The organism is Arthrobacter sp. B1805, from assembly GCF_002929745.1.
Lineage (GTDB): Bacteria > Actinomycetota > Actinomycetes > Actinomycetales > Micrococcaceae > Arthrobacter_D.
Genome location: NZ_PJIQ01000001.1, coordinates 228,915 through 247,190, shown reverse-complemented (window position 1 = coordinate 247,190; position 18,276 = coordinate 228,915). Strand labels below are relative to the sequence as shown.

Genomic DNA, 18,276 nt, shown 5'->3' with positions numbered 1-18,276 from the left:
AGCGCCACTAATAGGACCATCGAGCGGTACTCGACCGGCTACTGAAGGGTCGGCTGGGTGGTTGCGCGTGGTGGCTAAAGAGACGAGATGCACACTGGCCTAGGAATCGTTTAGACTCCTTCACGGCTAAACAGATGCCTGACGAAAACTCGTTACGTGAGGTGTCTGCAATGCCCACCAACCCCTTTGGACCTGTTCGCGGCCTTTCAGTGTGGTCCCTCGTCCGACCTAACGTTGCCGAAACAGTTCAGGACGATCCCGGCTACGGCCAGGATCCCGCCCGCACGATACCGGTGGACCTTTCGACCATGTCGACGCGTCAGTTACGCGTCCTGTCCAACGCCCTTTATCGCGACCTGGACACCAAAGCCCCACCCTTCGGAACCTGCGCGCATTACCAAGACGTGTCCGAGGAACTGAAACTTCGCGAAACCGAAGCGGCCCAGCACCTCGGCAAAAGCACATCATTCAGGGACAACCCGCTACGCTCACGCTTCGAGCTCTTCAGCGACGGCGACCTCGTCGGCACGCTCACCTACACGCTACGAGCAGGTCACCTAACCTTGCAGAAAACCCTCGTTACCGATGACATCTATCAGGCAGAACTGGAAGCTGACCTGATCCGTCGCGCGCTGCTCAACGCACACCGGCGCCGCCTCGCCGTCCGTCCATACTGCCCTCAGACCCGACAGTTTTTGAACGACCATCCCCAATTCCGGTCACTCGTGCCCAGACACTGATCCCACCAGTCACTGACACCACCAGCACACCCCTCGGACAACCAGAGCACCCTGCTGCCTGGGATTCCCGAATTGTGCGTTCTTGCAGGACGCTGATCGTGGCGACGGAGGCCAGAGCTTGGGCGATGACGGCATCTTCCTGCTCGAGTTCTCCCGTAGTGGTGCCGAATATTCCCATGCCGCCGATTCAACCCACAACTGGATGGACAGCATCCCACAGGCTCCTGCCTCGGTGGCGCGCTGAGCGAAGGGCGGCCACCGCTGCTCGCCGCTCATATCAAGGACCCAGATGGTGCTGCGCTCATGTGCTGCTTCAGGCACGGACCCTCGTTCGCTTCCATCGGCAAGGCTCCGAAGTGGAAGGTCGACGACCGGCACTCGCCAGGACCGATCATCCGATACGGCGAGCCGCTTGCCCGCAGTACGCTCAAGAGGAGCCCTCCACGTTATTCCCAGGGTCATCCTGCTACGATGTAGACCCTACGGTGTAGCATAGTGACGGACGACTGACCTGCTGAAGAATGAACCGAGGAATTGCCATCAACCAGCCAAGGGACCCCGACGGGCCGAATGAGCCCGAGAATCCAGTTGAACCGCCCCGGAAACCCGGCGAGGTCCAGAGGGCTGGGCAGGATCAGGCCGGAAGCAGGCGTAGCCGGCTGAGTCGGGAGGCTGTTCTTAGGGCAGCCCTTGATCTGGTTGACGCGGACGGCCTCGACGCTCTGTCTATGCGCAAGCTGGGTACTAAACTCGGCAAAGATCCCATGGCTTTGTACCGGTATGCAGCTAACCGGGATGCACTCCTGGATGGCCTGACCGAGCTTTTGCTGGATCAGTGGATCATTCCGCGAACCAGTGACCTGCCGTCCTGGCAGGACCAGTTGCGCTACGCGGCCCATGACTTCCGTGCCCTGGTCCTGCAGCACCCCCATGTCGTTCCACTGCTGGTGACACGGCCCCTTTCTACACCGATGGGACTGCGACCACTGGGAGCTCTGCGGCCGCTGGAGCAGATCCTGGCTGTACTCAGAGGCGCCGGATTCGCTTCCGCAGGCGCCCTCCATGCGTACCGCGCCTACTATGGTTTCCTGATCGGTCACATCCTCAACGAACTCGAGGAATTCGTTGTCAATCCCGACGAGGACGAACTCGGACTGAAACTCGGACTGCACCGACTGCCGAAGAAGGACTTCCCGCACCTGCGCCAGCTCGCGCCAATGCTCCTGGGTTACGACGGGGAAGCAGAGCTCGACCAGGGCATGACCATCCTCCTCCAGGGACTGCAGGCACAACTCCACGCCAAAGGACCCTCAATAGCACCCTCGGCATCACCATCAGCGTCATGACCCAGATGAGTTCAGTCGCGCGGAATGTGATGCACGCCTGCCCCTCAATATCCCAGAGATCAGATGGCTTGTGCCCTGATCAAGGAGGACCGGCCGGGGTTACACTAAGCATGCTGATGAATTGTTTCAGTGGCTGTTCGCACCACTAGCCGCTCCCTGTTCCAACCCGAAGGAGACGCAATGAGTACGAAGGTTGAAAAAAGCATTCTCGTCAACGTCCCGGTCAGTATCGCGTACAACCAGTGGACCCAGTTCGAGGAATTCCCCCATTTCATGGACGGTGTCAAGAAGGTCACCCAACTCGATGATGAGCGACTGAACTGGGTCGTCGAGATTAGCGGGGTTCGCCGGCAGTGGGATGCGGCCATCCTTGAGCAGGTTCCGGACACCAAGGTGTCATGGGCGGCGACGGAGGGTGCGACGAACGCCGGCTCGGTGTCCTTCGATGACGTCGGAGGCGGGCAGACGCAGGTGCATCTCGTGCTCGAGTACGAACCCGAGGGCGCGATTGAGAAGATCGGCGACAAGCTCAACGTCGTCGAAAAGCAGGCCGAGGGAGACCTCGAGCGGTTCAAGGCATTCGTCGAGGACGAGGGCTACGCTACTGGCGCGTGGCGGGGAACGGTAGGAACCGGCATCGATACAGGTGAGCCCGGAGTCGAAGCTGCTGCCGCTTCACGAGGCGACAGCGGCAAGGCCGGGATCTCAGGCAAAGTAGCTGCCGGTGTCGGACTGGCCGCTGCCGCTACCGCTGCAGCCGTCAGTGTCGCGGCCAGCAAGAAGAACTCGGAAGACACGACGGAAGCGAACGTCACGATCACACCCGCCAATGACACCGCCCCGGAGGTCTACACGACCGAAGAGGACAGCGTACTCTCACCCAGCACGGCGGCTACCCTCCGGCATCTGGATGAGGCGGACCCGTCCCTCACCGGGACGCAGGCCGGGCAGACCGGCCTCGGCGCTGATGCACTGGATGATCCGCTGCTCGACAAGAATCGCAGCACAGGCGGCGCACTCTAAACAACACCGCCACCTGCACCACTGGCACCACCGGGACCGGCGGTGATCACCGGTAATCACCGAAGGGATGAGTTCGAGCACCACTAGCAGTCACCCGCCCACCTCCACTCGGAGCGGGTGGCTGCCAGCCTCCGGACGAGAGGAGCCGACGATGAGACCCGACACCACAACCAGAATGACGGATGTGGATCACCTGACTACCAGCCAGTTGCTCACCGTTGCGGCGAACCTCGTTTCCCACGCCTGGAATCAACGCCTCATCCAGCTGAGTGTCACCCACGCGGGCCTGGTGACGCTGCAGGAACTTGCGATTGCAGGACCGCAACGACAAATTGACCTAGCCACCCGGCTGCAGGTCGCCGGTCAGACGCTGGGACGAATGCTGCACAACCTCGAGGAACGCGACCTGGTGAGCCGGACCGCCGGCATCAACGGCGACACTCGACAGGTCCTTGTCACACTCACCCGCCGAGGCAACGACACCCTGGCACAAGCCAAGAAACTCGAAACGGTTCTCGAGGCCACGGAGGCGCAGCTCGGCGACGGGTTACGATCCGACCTCCTCCACATCCTGCAATCCCATAGCAGGAACCACCAGAAAGACCGCCGCAGCGACATACCTGGGATGTCGCGTGCCGCGCACAAGCACCCGCATTCAAGCGATTCCTGCTGAGCGACAGCACGCGGGGAGCGGCCCAGCCTCGCTCCTGATGCTTGAAAGGTGCCCTTCCTCGACCACTGGTAAGCCGACTTGCTAATTCGGCATCTACATCGTAGGATCTACAGAGTAGAGAGCTTCCGTGGAGGACACCGCGGACTGACTCAGTCTCTCTCTCCCTTCTACAGGCTGACTCGACTTCCGAGCGCTTGTTCTTCTGCCGATCACGGCACCCCCGCACATTAGGAGCTACCTCATGACTAATAACAACAACAGCAATAACAACAACGGCAACAATGGCGGCGGCAATAACGGCACTCACAACAACAACACCGAGACCCGTTATTCAACCGAGACGAAGGCCTCGACGAAGAGCACTGAGTTCTTCGCCTATGTTGCTATGGTCCTCGCCACGGTGGTCACGTCGGTGATGGTCGGTAACGGCGAGGGTGGCGGCGATGACATCTTCGACGGCCGTGACGCCATGCAGCTCATTACGTACCTGACCATCGGCTACATGGTGTCCCGTGGACTGGCGAAGTCCGGCAGCCGCGAATACTACAACGCCTAGCACTGGATGAGGATCCTCGTGCCGGAGCGGTTGCTCCGGGACGAGGATCCTGTCGTATTCAGGACCGGTCGAAGGTGGATTTTCGCCGCCAGCACCGGCTCCGGCGTCACAGCCGCTCCAAATCAGGCACAGAACCCACATCCCACTTGCACCACCGTCCACCCAGCACCATCTACCCAGCAGCATTCCCCAGTAGACCGAGGAAGACACCCTTGAGCGATCTCGCCACCCCACCGGCCGTGCCTCTCGCCACCTCTGCCGCTCCTGAAGCGCCCCTCGCGGCTGCCCCCGTTGCTGCTGCCGCGCGCACCGTGCGTATCTCGAAGCCGAATGACGTCGTCGCTTCCTACTCGGTGCTGCTGAAGCAGGTCCGCAAGGAAGGCCTCCTGAACCGGCGGCGGCGCTTCTACGTCTCGGTGTTCGCCGTCCTCGCCCTGGTCATGGGGGCGGCCTGGACCGGGTTCGCGCTCCTGGGTGACACCTGGTTCCAACTCCTCATCGCCGCCGTCCTCGGCGTCGTCCTCACCCAGGTCGCGTTCCTCGCCCACGAGGCCTCGCACCGCCAGATCTTCAGGACCCGCGGCGCCAACGACTGGTCCGGGCGCATCCTCGCCGCCGGCGTCGTCGGTATCAGCTACGCCTGGTGGATGGACAAGCACACCCGCCACCACAATGATCCCAACACCCGCGGCAAGGACCCCGACATCGAAGTCGACACCATCTCGTTCCTCGAGGAGGACGCCGCGAAAGCCACCGGCCTCCATGCCTGGATCACCCGCCGCCAGGGTTACCTCTTCTTCCCCCTGCTGACCATGGAGGGCATCAACCTGCATGCCCGCTCCATCAGCACCCTCTTCGCCCGCCGCACCATCAAGGGCCGCTGGGTCGAACTCGCGCTCCTGGGCGCCCGATTCGGTGCCTACCTCGGCGTCCTCTTCTGGTTCCTCCCGGTCGGCATGGCCTTCGCCTTCCTCGGCGTCCAGCTTGCCGTGTTCGGGATCTACATGGGCGCCAGCTTCGCGCCCAACCACAAGGGCATGCCCATCGTCCCCAAGGACAGCAAGCTCGACTTCTTCCAGAAGCAGGTCCTCACCTCCCGCAACATCCGCGGAGGGTCCTTCGTGAACAACGCCTTCGGCGGATTGAACTTCCAGATCGAACACCACCTCTTCCCCGACATGCCGCGCCCACACCTGCGCCGCGCCGCCGTGATCGTGAAGGAACACTGCGAGCGCCTGCGCGTGCCCTACACCGAAGTGGGCGTCACCGCCTCCTACGCCGCCGTCGTCACCTACCTCAACCGGGTAGGGCTCGCAGCCCGTGACCCCTTCGACTGCCCCATGGTCAACCGCTACCGCCAACCCTGAGACCTGGACCCGCTCCGACGCTAAATGCAGACGACCTGGACGCAATACTCAGGATCCCGCGAGTTGGACCCCAAGAACTCCGAGACCACGAGAAATCAATGATGCCAACACAAACCGCCGACGCTGCCGCAATGATCGCGAGCACGAGAACCATCGAGGTCGACGCCGCGCGCGAGCGCTTTTCCTGCCGGATACACCTCGCCCGCCGCGTGCCGGACCCCGGACAAGTCCGGCCCCTGTTCGTGATGGTGCATGGGATCGGCATGTCCCACCGCTATTACGACAAGCTGCAGCGCAAATTCATCGAGCACGGCGACACTCTCATCCTGGACCTGCCCGGTTTCGGTGGCACACCGAAACCGGGACACCGGATGAGTGTGGAGGACTACGCGGCAGTGATCGCCCGCACACTGGACGATGAGGGCGCCAGCGGGTGCGTGGTGATCGGGCATTCGATGGGCGCACAGTTCGTCACCGAACTCGCCATCAGCAGACCCGACCTCGTCTCCCGGCTCGTGTTGATCGGTCCTGTCACCGACGTCGAGCATCGCTCCCCGATGAAACACACACTCATGCTCGCCGCCGACACCCTGATCGAACGGCCCGTCACCAACCTGATGGTCGGTACCGCCTACGCCAAGTGCGGGATCCGCTGGTACCTGCAGGAACTACCCGTCATGCTCGACTACAGCCTCGATGACCGCCTTCCCCTGGTCGACTGCCCCGTCCTGATCATCCGAGGCACCCGCGACATCATCTCCGGCCACGACTGGTGCGAGAAACTCAGCTGCCATGCCCGCAACGGCAACCTCGTGGAGATAACGGGACAGCCCCACGCTGCCCACCGTGGAGGCGCCGCCGCGATCAGTACAGCAGTGCTCACAACGGTGGAGAAGCAGGCAAGGAAGCAGGCGGAGGAGTCGGCTGCTGACCAGTCAGATGAGCCAGCGGACGGGCGGGCAGGTGACCGACCGCTGCAGGGTGAGCTGCTCCAGGAGAAGCACGCGCACGCTTCTTTCACCCGTTCTGCCAGGTCCTACACCCCCGGGCCCCGATCCTTTCCTCAGGTGCTTGAGCTGAGGAGTATTACCGTGGGGGACCGGCAGTGCCGCTCCTACTTCATCGGCCATGACACAGGTCCTAGCCGCGAAGGCCGCACCGACCGCGTCCGCCCGGGAAATGGAACCGCTGCGCCGGTATTCGTGCTCATCCACGGGATCGGCATGTCCCACCGGTACTTCCGCCGCCTCGGCGCTGTCCTGGCCGCTTACGGTGACGTGCACCTGATCGACCTACCTGGATACGGCTGGACGAGACGACCGGAGCACGCATCCAGCAATGAGGCCACGGCTGACCTGGTCGGCAGGCTCCTGGACGAAGCCGGTGCGTCGTCCTGCGTCGTTGTCGGTCACTCCATGGGAGTGCAAAGCGCCACGGAATTGGCCATCGAACGCCCCGACCTGGTGTCGCACCTGGTCCTCATCGGTGCCGCCATCGACGTCGACCACCGCACCGTCCCCCAGCAGGCCGTGAGGCTGGGCGTCAACTCGATCCTCGAAAAACCATTGCTGAGCATGATGCAGTCCTTCGACGTCCTGCGGTGCGGGCCGCGCTGGTACCTGGCCCAGCTGAAACTGGCATTGAGCTACCCTATCGAGGACCGCTTGCCGCTGGTTGATCAGCCCGTGCTCGTCCTGCGTGGTTCACGTGATGTCGTCGCAGGCGCTGCGTGGTCCGACCGGCTCGCCCGCACCGCCCGGCGGGGAGACGCAGGCACCATCGACGGCGCACCCCACGCCGCGCACCACAGCGCCGCCGGCGCCGTAGCAACTGCCATCACTGATTTCCTGAGCCGTCGGTAATCTGTCCGTAAGCCCAACCCGACCTGTCGTGTGGTCACCCTCCGCGACGTTGCACGCATGATGAAGACCCTTCCACTGAAAGAGCAGTCATGGACACGACATCCACGGAATGGCCCCGCAGGTTCGATGTGATCACCATCATTTTCAACCCGAACAGCACCGGCGACGCCCCGAAACTCGCCCGGGAACTCCACGATGAGCTCACCCCCCGGCTTCCTGGAACCGATATTCGGCTGACACCTACCGAACATGCCGGCCACGCGATCGACCTCGCCCGGAAAGCGGCGTCGGCCGGCAACGCGCTGATCGTGTCGGTCAGCGGGGACGGCGGCTACAACGAGGTGGTCAACGGCGTCATGTCCAGCGGCAGCGACGACGCCGTCTGCGCGGTCCTGGCCGCCGGGAACGCGAACGACCACAGCCGCGTCACCGGGCGCAAGCCCCTGGCCGAGGCGATCATCGAAGGCCACGTACGCCGGATCGACCTGCTGCGCATCAGCATCGGCCCGGCAGGCACGGACGCGGTGTACGCCCACTCCTACATCGGCTTCGGGCTGACACCGGTCATGGCGATCGACCTGGAGAAGGGCAGCAAGGGCGCCATCAAGGAGATGTTCTCCGTGGCGCGCACCTTCCGCAAGTTCAAGCCCTTCGAGATCCGGCAGAGCGACGGGGAACGCCGCGCCTTCGACAGTCTGGTGTTCGCCAACATCTCGCAGATGGCCAAGTACGCGACCCTGAGCGAGGCCGGCGACCAGCCCACCGACGGGAAGTTCGAGGTCATCACGTTCCCGCACATGGCCAAGTGGCGGATCCTGCTCACCGCGCTGCGCGCCACGACCAAGGGACTGGGCGATCAGCCGAGCTACGCCCAGTACCGGTTTTCCACCCTCAAGCCCATGCCCTACCAGCTCGACGGCGAAGTGAAGTCCGTCGAAGCCGCCACGGACATCACCATCGAGAGCGTTCCCCGGGCACTGTCCATTCTGGGCTGACCACCCGCCATGCGATACATCCACTAACAACACATGGGGCATTTCCATGCCCCCCCCCCCACTGGCCGATAACAGGAGTGTGACGCACTGTGGCCCAGTAAAGCTTGAATGACAAGGAAACCCAACACCATGAGCCATGCCACCACGAGGACGACTGCCCTTCCAGCGGCGCCGAGGGGTCCCTGGACCGATTCCCTCGGACGCAGCAGCATCCGAGCTATCCAGGTACTGGTGCTGCTGGCCCTGGCGCTGGTGGTAGTACGCGCGCTGGCACAGGTGCAACTGGTCATCATTCCGCTGCTGCTGGCTCTCATCCTCGCCGCGGCCGTCGGTCCACTCGTTATCTGGCTGCGCAAAAAAGGTTGGCCCAGTGCCGCCGCAACCGGGTTCTCCTTTTTCCTGCTCCTGTCCGCCTTCACCGGACTCGTCACCGCGATCGTGATCGCGGTCATCGGGCAGGCCGGTGAACTGGTCAGGCAGGCCATCGAGGGCTTTGACCAGGTGTACGCCTATCTGCAAAACGGGCCCCTGCCCATCGATGATGCACGAATCCAGCAGGTGCGCACCACGGCTGTGGATTTCGCCACGAGCAGCACGGCCGGCGCAAGTGCGGTCACCGGCATCAGCGTCATCGGGAACTTCCTCACCGGCGCACTCCTGATGGCCGTGATCCTGTTCTTCTTCCTCAAGGACGGCGAGAAGATCTGGGCGTTCATCCTTCGGGCTTTCAAGGGTCCCCGGCTGGTCAAGGCCCGGCTCGTCGGCCATGACAGCCTCGCGGTGCTCGGTGGTTACGTCCGCGGCACGGCGATCGTGGCGCTGGTGGATTCGGTGTTCATCGGTCTTGCACTGATCATCCTCGACGTGCCCTTGGCCCTACCCCTGACCGCCGTCGTCTTCGTAGGCGCCTTCATCCCCCTAGTGGGTGCCACCCTCGCAGGTGTTCTTGCTGCGCTGATCGCCCTCGTAGCCAACGGTCCCGTCACGGCCCTGATCGTCATCATCATCGTCTTCGTGGTGAACCAGCTCGAGGGCAACTTCCTGCAGCCGGTCGTCATGGGGCGCACCCTGAGCGTGCATGCCCTCGTCATCCTGATCGCCCTCACCGCCGGCACGATCCTCGCAGGCATCATCGGCGCCATCCTCTCCGTACCTCTGACAGCAGTGGTGTGGGCGGCCATCAAGGCGTGGAACGAACACGACGACGACCAGATCAGTGCCGGCTCCATCGAACAGGCCGAATACGAAACACTCCTCGATGAGACCGGCCACGGCGTCAGCACCCTGCCCGATGGAGAAATACCCCAACTACCGGCATCCGGCACCACGACATGATCATCCACCAACGCTGAACACGCACTGGGATGAGAAGTTTGATCCCGCCCGTCAGGCTACCCAAGCTCCCCGCGATTCCACTGGCCTAATGGACGATGGCCGAAACTAGTGCCACGGTTGCTCAACCCGGTTCATGCTCGGTGTGAAGGTCCAGGACAGCTTTCACGTCGGCAGTGGACAGTGGGTGTCCGGCGTAGAACCGCACCTCAGGCCCGCCGACGACGAGCCCGTCGGCGGGCTTCCAGCAAAGGGGCTCTGACACGGTGAATTCACAGGGCCTGCACAGGGCCCGTGTGGCGAATTCCACGAAAGGCGCTGCGGACACCGCCGCTGGGCGGGGAGTGGAGTCGGCCAGGCGCACCCTGTGCGACCCCGTCCGCGCCTAGCCGAGCGTGGCGGTATCGATCACGAAGCGATAGCGCACGTCGGAGGAGAGCACTCGCTCGTAGGCGTCGTTGATGCCGTCCGCCGGGATGAGCTCGATCTCCGGCGCGATGCCGTGCTCGGCACAGAAGTCGAGCATCTCCTGCGTCTCACGGATGCTACCGATCCCCGACCCCGCGAAGGAACGCCGCTGGTTGAACAGCGTGAACACGTGCAGGGGAAGGGCATCCGCCGGGGCACCCACGTTGACCATGGTCCCGTTGAGTCCCAGGAGCGAGAGGTACGCATCCAGGTCGATCTTCGCGCTCACCGTATTGATGATCAGGTCGAAGGCGTTGGCGAGCTGCTTGAACGTGTCGGGGTCGCTGGTGGCGTAGTAGTGCTCGGCCCCGAAACGCCTGCCGTCCTCCTGCTTGCTCAGGGTCTGTGACAGCACGGTGACCTCGGCACCCATCGCGTGCGCGATCTTCACTGCCATGTGGCCGAGTCCACCGAGCCCGACGACGGCTACCTTCTTGCCCGGTCCGGCTTTCCAGTGAGCGAGGGGCGAGTAGGTGGTGATGCCCGCGCACAGCAGGGGCGCAGCGGCCTCGTAGGGGATGCTCTCGGGTACCGACAGTACGAAATCCTCGACGACCACGATGTGCGTCGAGTAGCCGCCCTGCGTGATGGACCCGTCCCGGTCGACGCCGGCGTAGGTGCCGGTGTTCCCGTTCAGGCAGTACTGCTCCTCTCCCTGCTTGCAGTTCGCGCACTCCCTGCACGAGTTCACCATGCAGCCGACGCCGACCCGGTCGCCGACCTTGTGCCGGGTGACCTCCTCGCCCGTCTCCTCGACGACTCCGACGATCTCGTGGCCCACGGTGAGCGGATAGTGCTGCGGTCCCCACTCGCCCCGCACGGTGTGGATGTCGGAATGGCATATTCCTGCGAAGGCGATCTTGATCAGCACGTCCTTCGCCCCGACGTCGCGACGTTCGATGGTCGTGGGGATGAGCGGGTCGGTGGGCGACGTGGCGGCGTACGCCTTCACTGTCTTCATGCGGTTCCTCCTCGGAACATCGGGGACGCGAACTGGGCCTGCAGGTTCACTAGTCCAACGGTAGGTCGGATCGGGCAGGCGTGGGAGGTTCTGCTGGTACCCCCGTCGGCCGCGCGAGATCGAGCCACTGCCGTGCCCGGCGAGCGGTCTCGAAGTATCTCGTCGGGTAGGGCGGGCTGTGGAGCTGCTTGTAGTAGGAGGCGATGACGCGGTCGCCCTCCGCACCGACGATCGCCAGGGCGGAGACATCCAGCCGGGCGGCGAAGACCTCGAGCGCTTCCTGCGTGAGCGAGACCATGTCGTTGTTCAGTGCGAGCATGGGCCGGCGGTCTGCAGGAGTCAGGGCAGCCACGGCCGCCACCAGCGCTTCGGCGACGGCAGCGTTCACACTCATACCGGCGTCCCACTCGACCATCACCAGGCCGTCCTCCAGCCACGCCCTGAAGGGTTTCCGTGCCGCTTCCCGGCTCGTCGACTCGCCGCCGTCCGCCCGCCCGGTCAACCATTCGATGGCCTCGGCCTCGGTGGAGAAGTACCGGCTGGGCGTCACCGACCGGTAGTTGAAGGCGGTCAGCACCTTGCTGACCTCATCAGCTCCCACGACGCCGGTCCGGGACGAACAGGTGTCCTCGATGAGCAGGTGCCGCGCTTCAAGCGTGATCGCCTCGACCAGTCCGATGTCCACCAGGAGCGGTCGTTTGCACCCGTGCGACGCCGCCGTCACCGCTGCCATCGTGGAGAGGACGTCCTCGGCCCCGATGGTCACCCGCGCTGCCCACTCGAGGCGGAGGAAAGCGCCGTCGTCCGTGAGCGTGTAACGAGGCTGTTCCCCCAGTTCCCCGGTCATGTCGATCCCGTTCCTCGTGAGCCTGGATCCGATCCTAGGCGCAGGAGCTCCCGCGCGACAGCGCGGGCACTCCCTGTACACGGGCGCATTGTGGCCCACCCGTACGGGGTGGAGGATGGGAAGCGCCACCCCGGACAGATAGAAGGAGCTTCCCCATGGACTACGCGTTCGACGTCCTCGTCATCGGTGGCGGACCCGCCGGCATGGCCGCTGCCACGCGCGCAGCCGAGCTCGGCGCACGCACGGCTGTCGTCGAACGCTCAGCACTCGGCGGGACCTGCGTGAACTCGGGGTGCGTTCCCACCCGCGTGCTGGCGAAGACCGCGCGCCTCTTCCGCGAGGTCCGCACCGCCTATGACTACGGCATCGTGGTGGACGAGCCCTCGGTGGACTGGAACAAGACGGTGCAGCGTGTCCGGGCGACGGTGGCGCGCGTCCTCGACGCGAAGGGGTACGGACCCACCATGGAGCGCCTCGACATCGAACTGATCGAGGGCGACGCCGAGCTCACGGGCGAGCACACCGTCGTCGTGGACGGGAGCGAGATCACGGCGGCGACCATCATCCTCTGCATCGGTGGCAGCGGGCGGCGCCTCCCCATCGAGGGCGCCGAGCACGCCGTGCTACCCCACGAGGTCCTGGGCCTCGAGAGTCTGCCGGGCACGGTGGCGATTATCGGCGGCGGGCACACAGGCGCCCAGATGACCACGATCTTCGACGCGCTGGGGTCCGAGGTCCTGCTGCTCGACCTCGCCCCACGCATCCTGATGACCGAGGACGACGACGTCGCTGCCGCCGTCACGGCCAGCTTCACCGGCAAGGGCGTCCAGGTGGAGACCGCCATCGGCGGCATCGAGGCCATCCGCAGGGACGGTGAGGGGCTCGCGCTGGCGTGGACGCGTGACGGCGAACCCCGGTCGCGGCGGGTTGACGCCGTCATCATGGCCGCGGGGTGGCCCGCCAACCTCGCCGGCCTGGGGCTGGATGCGGCGGGCGTCCAGGCGGCGAGGTCCTTCATCCCGGTGGACGAGTACCTGAGGTCGAACGTGCCGCACATCTTCGTGGCAGGTGACGCCAACGGCAGCAGCATGCTGGTACAGGCAGCCGTCTTCGAGGGCGAGACCGCCGCCGAGAACGCGGTGCTGGGAGCCACACGCACCACCCCGCACCATCTCCTGCCCGAGGGCGGCTTCACGGATCCGGACTATGCCGGCGTCGGACTGACCGAGGCCAAGGCCCGGGAGCGCGACGCCGAGTGCCATGCGGTCACGGTGCCCTACGCGGCCGTCGAGCGTCCGATCATCGACGACCGCGAGCAGGGCTTCCTGAAACTCGTGATCGACCGGCGTCGCGAACTGATCCTCGGAGCCCACGCTGTCGGCGAGAACGCCGTCGAGGTGGTCACGGCCGTCGCGTCGGCCATGGCGGCGGGGACGGACCTCGCGACCCTCGCGCGCGTGAAGTTCGCCTACCCCACCTACAGCGCTGTCATCGGACACGCCGCCCGCGCCGCCCTCCGCAGCTAGGGCTCAGCTGCGGACCAGCACCAGTTCTTCCAGCGGAAGACGCGTACGCGGCGCGGTCTCCCGCTCGGCCAGGGCCTCGGGAAGCTTGTCGGCCTCATCGGCGGTGCCCACCGCGGTGATCGTCAGGGGCTTGAGGTTCTCGTCGAGGTCGAACGCGGCCACGATCTCGCCCCATTCGACACCCGCCATCTGGTGCGTCGCCAAGCCCTCCGCCTCCGCCTGGATGGTCAGGTGGGCCACGGCCTGGCCGAGGTCGTACTCCGCGTAGGGGCGCACGTCACCTTCGACGGAGGACGTCTCGGCGATCCCGACGATCAGGGCCGAGGCGTTGTGGGCCCAGGCCGCGTTGAACCCCACGAGGGCCGCGACGATCGTGTCGAACTCGCGGGTACCGCGACGGGCGACGATGAACCGGCGGGGCTGGAGGTTGATGGCGGACGGCGCCCAGCGCGCAGCTTCCAGCAGTGCATCGAGCTGGTCGTCGGTGATCGTCGCCTCGGGATCGAAGGACCGCGGGCTCCAGCGATCGGCCAGCTCGGGCATGATCGGCACGCGGGTCTCCGCACTGCGGGTGGTCGTCATGGAAGGAATGAGTGACATGGGAATACTCCTGTGCTCGATGCGGATACTCGGCGCACCGTTGAGCCTCGGTGCCTGCAACAACAGAATCCGCAGGGCCATTCCCGAGGAGCACTCGGCATCCAGGCCCAGTCCATCGGATGCATCCGTACGCCCACTAATAGGAACTATGTTCTATTGTTGGTGGTGAGCAGCAATCGGAGGGAAGGGCAGCGGGCATGACAGTACAGGCCACCGATGCAGATCATGCAGGGCGCCGGCTCCTCGACGAACCTGCCACAATCCGTTTCACGCCGTCCGGGAGGCCCCTCGCCCTCCGCTGGCACGGCAGCATCTGGCAGGCCTTCGGAGAATCCGTTCCGTCACCGGGTGGCCCCGGAGCCTGGACGGAGGCCGCCCACGCGCCGGGCACGACGCCGTCCGCCTGGCTGTTCACGGCACAGACCGGTCCCGTCTCGCCCGTCCTGGAGTTCAGGATCGCCTTCGACACCCGGCGTGAGGAATGGCGCCTGCTCAGCGTCCGCCCCGTGGAGGGTTGACGGGCGCAGTCCGCCGTCCGTCCGCTGCAGGAACAGCGATCCTCGTCAGCGCCGGCCCAGCTCCTCGGAAACAACCGCACGATCGTCGCGACGGCGCCAATAGGCGGCGATCGCGGCTCCGGACAGGTTGTGCCAGACAGAGAAGATCGCGCCCGGCAGCGCCGCCTCGGGAGTCAGGTACGTACGGGCGAGTCCGGCCGCGAGACCGGAGTTCTGCATGCCCACCTCGATCGCCGTCGTCCTCCTGGCCGCAGTAGGCAGACCGAACAGGCGCGCGGCCCCATAGCCGAGCGCGTAGCCCAATCCGTTGTGCAGGACCACGGCCGCGAACACCAGCAGCCCGGCCGAGAAGATGATGCCGGCGCTGCCGGAGACCACGGCGATCACCACCACCGTGATCGCGGCCACCGAGATCCACGGCAGCGCGGGCAGCAGCCGCTCCACCAGGCGAGGCAGGAAGTACCGGACGGCAAGGCCGACGAGGACCGGGATCAGGACGATCTGGAGGATCGACAGGCCGATGGCAGCGGCATCGACGGGCATGTACCGGCCCGCGAGCCACAGGGTGAGCAGTGGCGTCAGGAAGGGCGCGAGGATCGTGGACACCGACGTCATGGCCACGGAAAGTGCCACATCTCCCCGGGCAAGGTAAGAAACCACGTTGGAGGCGGTCCCACCCGGACAGCACCCGACGAGGATCACCCCCGCCGCGAGCGCCGGCGGAAGTCCGAGGGCCGTCGAGACACCCCACCCCAGTAGCGGCATGATCATGTACTGGGCCACGACCCCGATGACCACCGGAATCGGTCGCTTCCCGATCAAGGCGAAGTCCACTGGCGTGAGCGTCAGTCCCATCCCGAACATGATGACGCCCAGCAGGGGGTTGACCAGCGCTCCGAGTCCCGTGAAGGTGCCGGGTGTGAGGACCGCCGCGACTCCCCCGGCGAGGATCAGGAGCGGGAACAGGGTCACCGCGATCCTCGCACTGCGCTCTTCTGCGGTCCGGGGGCGGTGATTCTGTGTGCTCATCGTTAACCCAATACCACCTGCTCCCGGATATGACCCACTGCTACCATTGCAGTCACCCGAAAGGCAAGGGTACTTAGTTCCTCTTCAAGGGCAGGTATGACGATGGCGACGACCGACAAGAAGTTCACCGCTACCGAGGAGTCGACGAGCAAGCATCCGCACGATTGGGGCCGGGCGATGGCGGTTGCCATCTGCCGGCTCACGGACATGGCGAGAGAGGCAGGCGATACCGTCCACCATGAGGCGCTCATCGGTGAGGACCTCCACCTCTTCGTGGAGGACACGGAACACGGCGTCAACATCACGATGTCCTGGACGCCGCGAGAACAGGGCGCATTGACGGACGGTGCCGATCAGGAAGGCTCCGAACCGGACAAGGGCGGGCTGTCGCACAGCACGGCAGGTCAACGGTTCGACCCGACAGGCGGAAGCACTGCGGGCGTGGGCCAGTAGACCCGAGGCGCAACCCCCACCCGGAGGAAGGATAAGTAAGCACGCTTACCTTGTGCGGGGTAGGGTGAGACCGAACCGTCGGTCAACCCGTGGAGGACAGCATGAGTGAACGCCCGGACCCCTTGAACGCAGGGAATCCTGATCCTGTCGAGAGCCACATCACCGGCCTCGAGCCCGGCGGCGGAGTGCCCCCGGGCGAGACTCCGCCTGCCGAGTCCAGCACCGCCTGGCAGCAGCAGGGCCATGCGGACGAGGAGACCCCGTCGAAGGGACGTCAGGCCCTGTGGATCACGATCATCGGCATCGTCGTCCTGCTGGTACTGCTCTACATCGTCGGCTACATCGTCGGCATCATCGATCTGTTCTAGGCGCAGGCCGACAGGAAGAGCCCCCATCCGCCGTCGGCGGGTGGGGGCTCTTCCTGTACCTGCGTGCCGGCTAGGACGACACTGCGTCATCCCGCAGGCTGTAGTAGTCGACCAGCGCGGACTCCTCCTCCGGAGAGAGTTCCACGCTGCTGGCGGCGCTCGGCGCACCGACGATCTGGTCCTTCGTCCATGCGAGGTAGAGAGCGTCACCCTCGAAGCGCGAATTCGCCAGCGGCACGTAGTGCTTGCGGGAGTTCAGCAGCCCGAGTGACACAGTCACCCACGCAGGGACGCCGGACTCCTTCTCGAGGTGTACGTCATTGACGTCGCCGAGCTTCTTGCCCTTGCTGTCCCAGGCCGTTGCATCCTGGAGCTTGTTAATTTCCGCCTGGACCATCGAGGTTCCCTTCACGAGTCGGTTCTTCCACCATTCCAACCGAGATACGGTCGAAGGGCAATCGGCAGCTGTTCGTCAGGCCTTGTCCGCGGCCTCACCGAGCATCGGCAGGAAGCGGTCCAGCGCCCAGACCAGGCTCAACGGGTTGGCCGCGGAGATGGAGAGCGTCAGGGTGTTGTCGCTGTCCGCGACGAGTGCGCCGCTCTTGACGGCCGGGATCTGGCTGAGCAGCGGATCACCGGCGATGGCCTCCTTGGTGCCCGCATCCGGAACCCAGGTGACGAAGATGTCGGAGTCGAGCTCGTTGGCGCGCTCGGCCGACCACGGAATGAAGAACTCTTCCGAGCCCTTCGTGTTCTCGGTGACGACGTCGGCCTGCACCATGCCGAGCTCGGTCAGGAACCGGGGACGGTTGTCGTTGGCCGTGTAGACGCTCACGCCTTCGGCACTGGCCGGTTCGAGGTTGCCGTAGATGAAGGTCTTGTCTTCGAGTTGCGGGTACTCGGCGGCTGCGTCGGCGATCGCCTGCTCGGTCTCGGTGACGAGCTGTTCGGCGTCGTCGGACAGACCCAGGGCCTCACCGATGATGCGGGTGGAGTCCTGCCAGGCGGTGCCGTAGGCGACCTCAGGATAGGCGACGACCGGGGCGATCTTGCTCAGTGTGTCGTAGTCCTCCTGCGACAGCCCCGAGTACGCGGCGAGGATGACATCGGGATCCGTGGCGGCGATGTCGTCGAACGCGATGCCGTCGGTCTCGGAGTACTGCACGGGTGCATTCTCGGTCCCGATGGCGGCGCCCAGCTCCTCGAGCTTCGCGTCCTTCCAGGGGGTCGACTGGTTCTCGTTGCCGCCATAGCTGTCGGCCGGCATGCCGACGGGCACGACGCCGAGGGCGAGGGACACATCTGCATTGACCCACGAGACCGTTGCCACTCGCTCCGGCTTCTCGGTGAGGGTGGTCTCACCGAAGGCGTGCCCGATCGTCACGGGGAAAGCCCCGGCATCGGCGGAGGCGCTGCTACCGCTCGTGGACTCGGCGCCGCTGCCGGCAGGGCCGGTGGAGCACGCGGAGAGGGACAGAACGGCGACGGCGGCAGCGGCGATCAAGCTGCGCAGGCGTGAGGGGGCCATGAGGCTCCTTGGCTTCTGTGGCCTCCCAGGAGGCCGTGGACGGGGTAGAAGTAAGGCTAGCCTAAGCCGCCGGCTATTACGAAA

General features: G+C 65.0%; 19 protein-coding genes. 13 read left to right on the top strand and 6 right to left on the bottom strand.

The window, feature by feature from the left end:
* Positions 1 to 170 precede the first annotated feature (170 nt).
* The 9 genes from CXQ96_RS01285 (at position 171) to CXQ96_RS01240 (ending at position 9,897) form a co-directional block, all read left to right on the top strand.
* Positions 171 to 740 carry a GNAT family N-acetyltransferase gene (locus CXQ96_RS01285; protein ID WP_181036317.1) on the top strand — a complete coding sequence of 190 codons (570 nt, stop codon included), beginning with the start codon at positions 171 to 173 and terminating at the stop codon, positions 738 to 740.
* Between the two features lie 659 nt (positions 741 to 1,399).
* Positions 1,400 to 2,086 carry a TetR/AcrR family transcriptional regulator C-terminal domain-containing protein gene (locus CXQ96_RS01275; protein ID WP_258058765.1) on the top strand — a complete coding sequence of 229 codons (687 nt, stop codon included), beginning with the start codon at positions 1,400 to 1,402 and terminating at the stop codon, positions 2,084 to 2,086.
* A 180-nt stretch (positions 2,087 to 2,266) separates the two neighbouring features.
* Entirely contained in the window at positions 2,267 to 3,109 is an 843-nt protein-coding gene (locus CXQ96_RS01270; RefSeq protein ID WP_104116213.1) for an SRPBCC family protein, read from the top strand.
* 151 nt (positions 3,110 to 3,260) lie between these two features.
* The gene (locus CXQ96_RS01265; RefSeq protein WP_181036316.1) at positions 3,261 to 3,782 is read left to right on the top strand and encodes a MarR family winged helix-turn-helix transcriptional regulator; all 522 of its coding nucleotides are present in this window, start codon (positions 3,261 to 3,263) and stop codon (positions 3,780 to 3,782) included.
* 241 nt (positions 3,783 to 4,023) lie between these two features.
* Positions 4,024 to 4,338 carry a hypothetical protein gene (locus tag CXQ96_RS01260; RefSeq protein ID WP_181036315.1) on the top strand — a complete coding sequence of 105 codons (315 nt, stop codon included), beginning with the start codon at positions 4,024 to 4,026 and terminating at the stop codon, positions 4,336 to 4,338.
* A 311-nt stretch (positions 4,339 to 4,649) separates the two neighbouring features.
* A complete protein-coding gene (locus tag CXQ96_RS01255; protein ID WP_104116466.1) occupies positions 4,650 to 5,705 on the top strand; it encodes an acyl-CoA desaturase in 1,056 nt (351 codons plus the stop codon).
* 101 nt (positions 5,706 to 5,806) lie between these two features.
* Positions 5,807 to 7,567: an alpha/beta fold hydrolase gene (locus CXQ96_RS01250; protein ID WP_181036314.1), complete on the top strand. Its 1,761-nt coding sequence runs from the start codon at positions 5,807 to 5,809 to the stop codon at positions 7,565 to 7,567.
* An 89-nt stretch (positions 7,568 to 7,656) separates the two neighbouring features.
* Entirely contained in the window at positions 7,657 to 8,562 is a 906-nt protein-coding gene (locus tag CXQ96_RS01245) for a diacylglycerol kinase family protein (RefSeq protein WP_104116210.1), read from the top strand.
* A 129-nt stretch (positions 8,563 to 8,691) separates the two neighbouring features.
* A complete protein-coding gene (locus tag CXQ96_RS01240; protein ID WP_104116209.1) occupies positions 8,692 to 9,897 on the top strand; it encodes an AI-2E family transporter in 1,206 nt (401 codons plus the stop codon).
* A gap of 382 nt (positions 9,898 to 10,279) precedes the next feature.
* Here CXQ96_RS01240 and CXQ96_RS01235 read toward each other — a convergent pair whose 3' ends face one another.
* Positions 10,280 to 11,323, bottom strand: a complete 1,044-nt coding sequence (locus tag CXQ96_RS01235; RefSeq protein WP_104116208.1) for an NAD(P)-dependent alcohol dehydrogenase — start codon at positions 11,321 to 11,323, stop codon at positions 10,280 to 10,282.
* 49 nt (positions 11,324 to 11,372) lie between these two features.
* Entirely contained in the window at positions 11,373 to 12,170 is a 798-nt protein-coding gene (locus tag CXQ96_RS01230; protein ID WP_104116207.1) for a hypothetical protein, read from the bottom strand.
* A 155-nt stretch (positions 12,171 to 12,325) separates the two neighbouring features.
* On the opposite strand from CXQ96_RS01230, the gene CXQ96_RS01225 reads away from it, so the two are divergent.
* Positions 12,326 to 13,696 carry an NAD(P)/FAD-dependent oxidoreductase gene (locus CXQ96_RS01225; RefSeq protein ID WP_104116206.1) on the top strand — a complete coding sequence of 457 codons (1,371 nt, stop codon included), beginning with the start codon at positions 12,326 to 12,328 and terminating at the stop codon, positions 13,694 to 13,696.
* Between the two features lie 3 nt (positions 13,697 to 13,699).
* On the opposite strand, the gene CXQ96_RS01220 is transcribed toward CXQ96_RS01225, so the two are convergent.
* Positions 13,700 to 14,296, bottom strand: coding sequence for a nitroreductase family protein (locus tag CXQ96_RS01220; RefSeq protein WP_104116205.1), 597 nt, complete (start codon positions 14,294 to 14,296; stop codon positions 13,700 to 13,702).
* 197 nt (positions 14,297 to 14,493) lie between these two features.
* Between CXQ96_RS01220 and CXQ96_RS01215 the strand changes: the two genes are divergently transcribed.
* Positions 14,494 to 14,814, top strand: a complete 321-nt coding sequence (locus CXQ96_RS01215) for a hypothetical protein (protein ID WP_104116204.1) — start codon at positions 14,494 to 14,496, stop codon at positions 14,812 to 14,814.
* A gap of 45 nt (positions 14,815 to 14,859) precedes the next feature.
* On the opposite strand, the gene CXQ96_RS01210 is transcribed toward CXQ96_RS01215, so the two are convergent.
* A complete protein-coding gene (locus CXQ96_RS01210; protein WP_104116203.1) occupies positions 14,860 to 15,843 on the bottom strand; it encodes a bile acid:sodium symporter family protein in 984 nt (327 codons plus the stop codon).
* Positions 15,844 to 15,945: 102 nt separating this feature from the next.
* Here CXQ96_RS01210 and CXQ96_RS01205 point away from each other — a divergent pair, with 102 nt between their 5' ends.
* Together CXQ96_RS01205 and CXQ96_RS01200 are read left to right on the top strand one after the other, a co-directional pair.
* Complete coding sequence (locus tag CXQ96_RS01205) at positions 15,946 to 16,296, top strand: hypothetical protein (RefSeq protein WP_104116202.1); 351 nt, start codon at positions 15,946 to 15,948, stop codon at positions 16,294 to 16,296.
* A 122-nt stretch (positions 16,297 to 16,418) separates the two neighbouring features.
* The gene (locus CXQ96_RS01200; protein WP_104116465.1) at positions 16,419 to 16,664 is read left to right on the top strand and encodes a DUF6480 family protein; all 246 of its coding nucleotides are present in this window, start codon (positions 16,419 to 16,421) and stop codon (positions 16,662 to 16,664) included.
* A gap of 70 nt (positions 16,665 to 16,734) precedes the next feature.
* Here CXQ96_RS01200 and CXQ96_RS01195 read toward each other — a convergent pair whose 3' ends face one another.
* Positions 16,735 to 17,076, bottom strand: coding sequence for a PRC-barrel domain-containing protein (locus CXQ96_RS01195; protein WP_146070786.1), 342 nt, complete (start codon positions 17,074 to 17,076; stop codon positions 16,735 to 16,737).
* A 60-nt stretch (positions 17,077 to 17,136) separates the two neighbouring features.
* Complete coding sequence (locus CXQ96_RS01190; protein WP_104116200.1) at positions 17,137 to 18,192, bottom strand: iron-siderophore ABC transporter substrate-binding protein; 1,056 nt, start codon at positions 18,190 to 18,192, stop codon at positions 17,137 to 17,139.
* Between the last annotated feature and the right edge of the window lie 84 nt (positions 18,193 to 18,276).

Bases quoted from the DNA above. Each gene is read 5' to 3' on its own strand.
- CXQ96_RS01285 (WP_181036317.1), top strand. From the start codon at position 171: ATGCCCACCAACCCCTTTGGACCTGTTCGCGGCCTTTCAGTGTGGTCC.
- CXQ96_RS01270 (WP_104116213.1), top strand. From the start codon at position 2,267: ATGAGTACGAAGGTTGAAAAAAGCATTCTCGTCAACGTCCCGGTCAGT.
- CXQ96_RS01265 (WP_181036316.1), top strand. From the start codon at position 3,261: ATGAGACCCGACACCACAACCAGAATGACGGATGTGGATCACCTGACT.
- CXQ96_RS01260 (WP_181036315.1), top strand. From the start codon at position 4,024: ATGACTAATAACAACAACAGCAATAACAACAACGGCAACAATGGCGGC.
- CXQ96_RS01250 (WP_181036314.1), top strand. From the start codon at position 5,807: ATGCCAACACAAACCGCCGACGCTGCCGCAATGATCGCGAGCACGAGA.
- CXQ96_RS01245 (WP_104116210.1), top strand. From the start codon at position 7,657: ATGGACACGACATCCACGGAATGGCCCCGCAGGTTCGATGTGATCACC.
- CXQ96_RS01240 (WP_104116209.1), top strand. From the start codon at position 8,692: ATGAGCCATGCCACCACGAGGACGACTGCCCTTCCAGCGGCGCCGAGG.
- CXQ96_RS01235 (WP_104116208.1), bottom strand. From the start codon at position 11,323: ATGAAGACAGTGAAGGCGTACGCCGCCACGTCGCCCACCGACCCGCTC.
- CXQ96_RS01230 (WP_104116207.1), bottom strand. From the start codon at position 12,170: ATGACCGGGGAACTGGGGGAACAGCCTCGTTACACGCTCACGGACGAC.
- CXQ96_RS01225 (WP_104116206.1), top strand. From the start codon at position 12,326: ATGGACTACGCGTTCGACGTCCTCGTCATCGGTGGCGGACCCGCCGGC.
- CXQ96_RS01220 (WP_104116205.1), bottom strand. From the start codon at position 14,296: ATGTCACTCATTCCTTCCATGACGACCACCCGCAGTGCGGAGACCCGC.
- CXQ96_RS01215 (WP_104116204.1), top strand. From the start codon at position 14,494: ATGACAGTACAGGCCACCGATGCAGATCATGCAGGGCGCCGGCTCCTC.
- CXQ96_RS01210 (WP_104116203.1), bottom strand. From the start codon at position 15,843: ATGAGCACACAGAATCACCGCCCCCGGACCGCAGAAGAGCGCAGTGCG.
- CXQ96_RS01205 (WP_104116202.1), top strand. From the start codon at position 15,946: ATGGCGACGACCGACAAGAAGTTCACCGCTACCGAGGAGTCGACGAGC.
- CXQ96_RS01190 (WP_104116200.1), bottom strand. From the start codon at position 18,192: ATGGCCCCCTCACGCCTGCGCAGCTTGATCGCCGCTGCCGCCGTCGCC.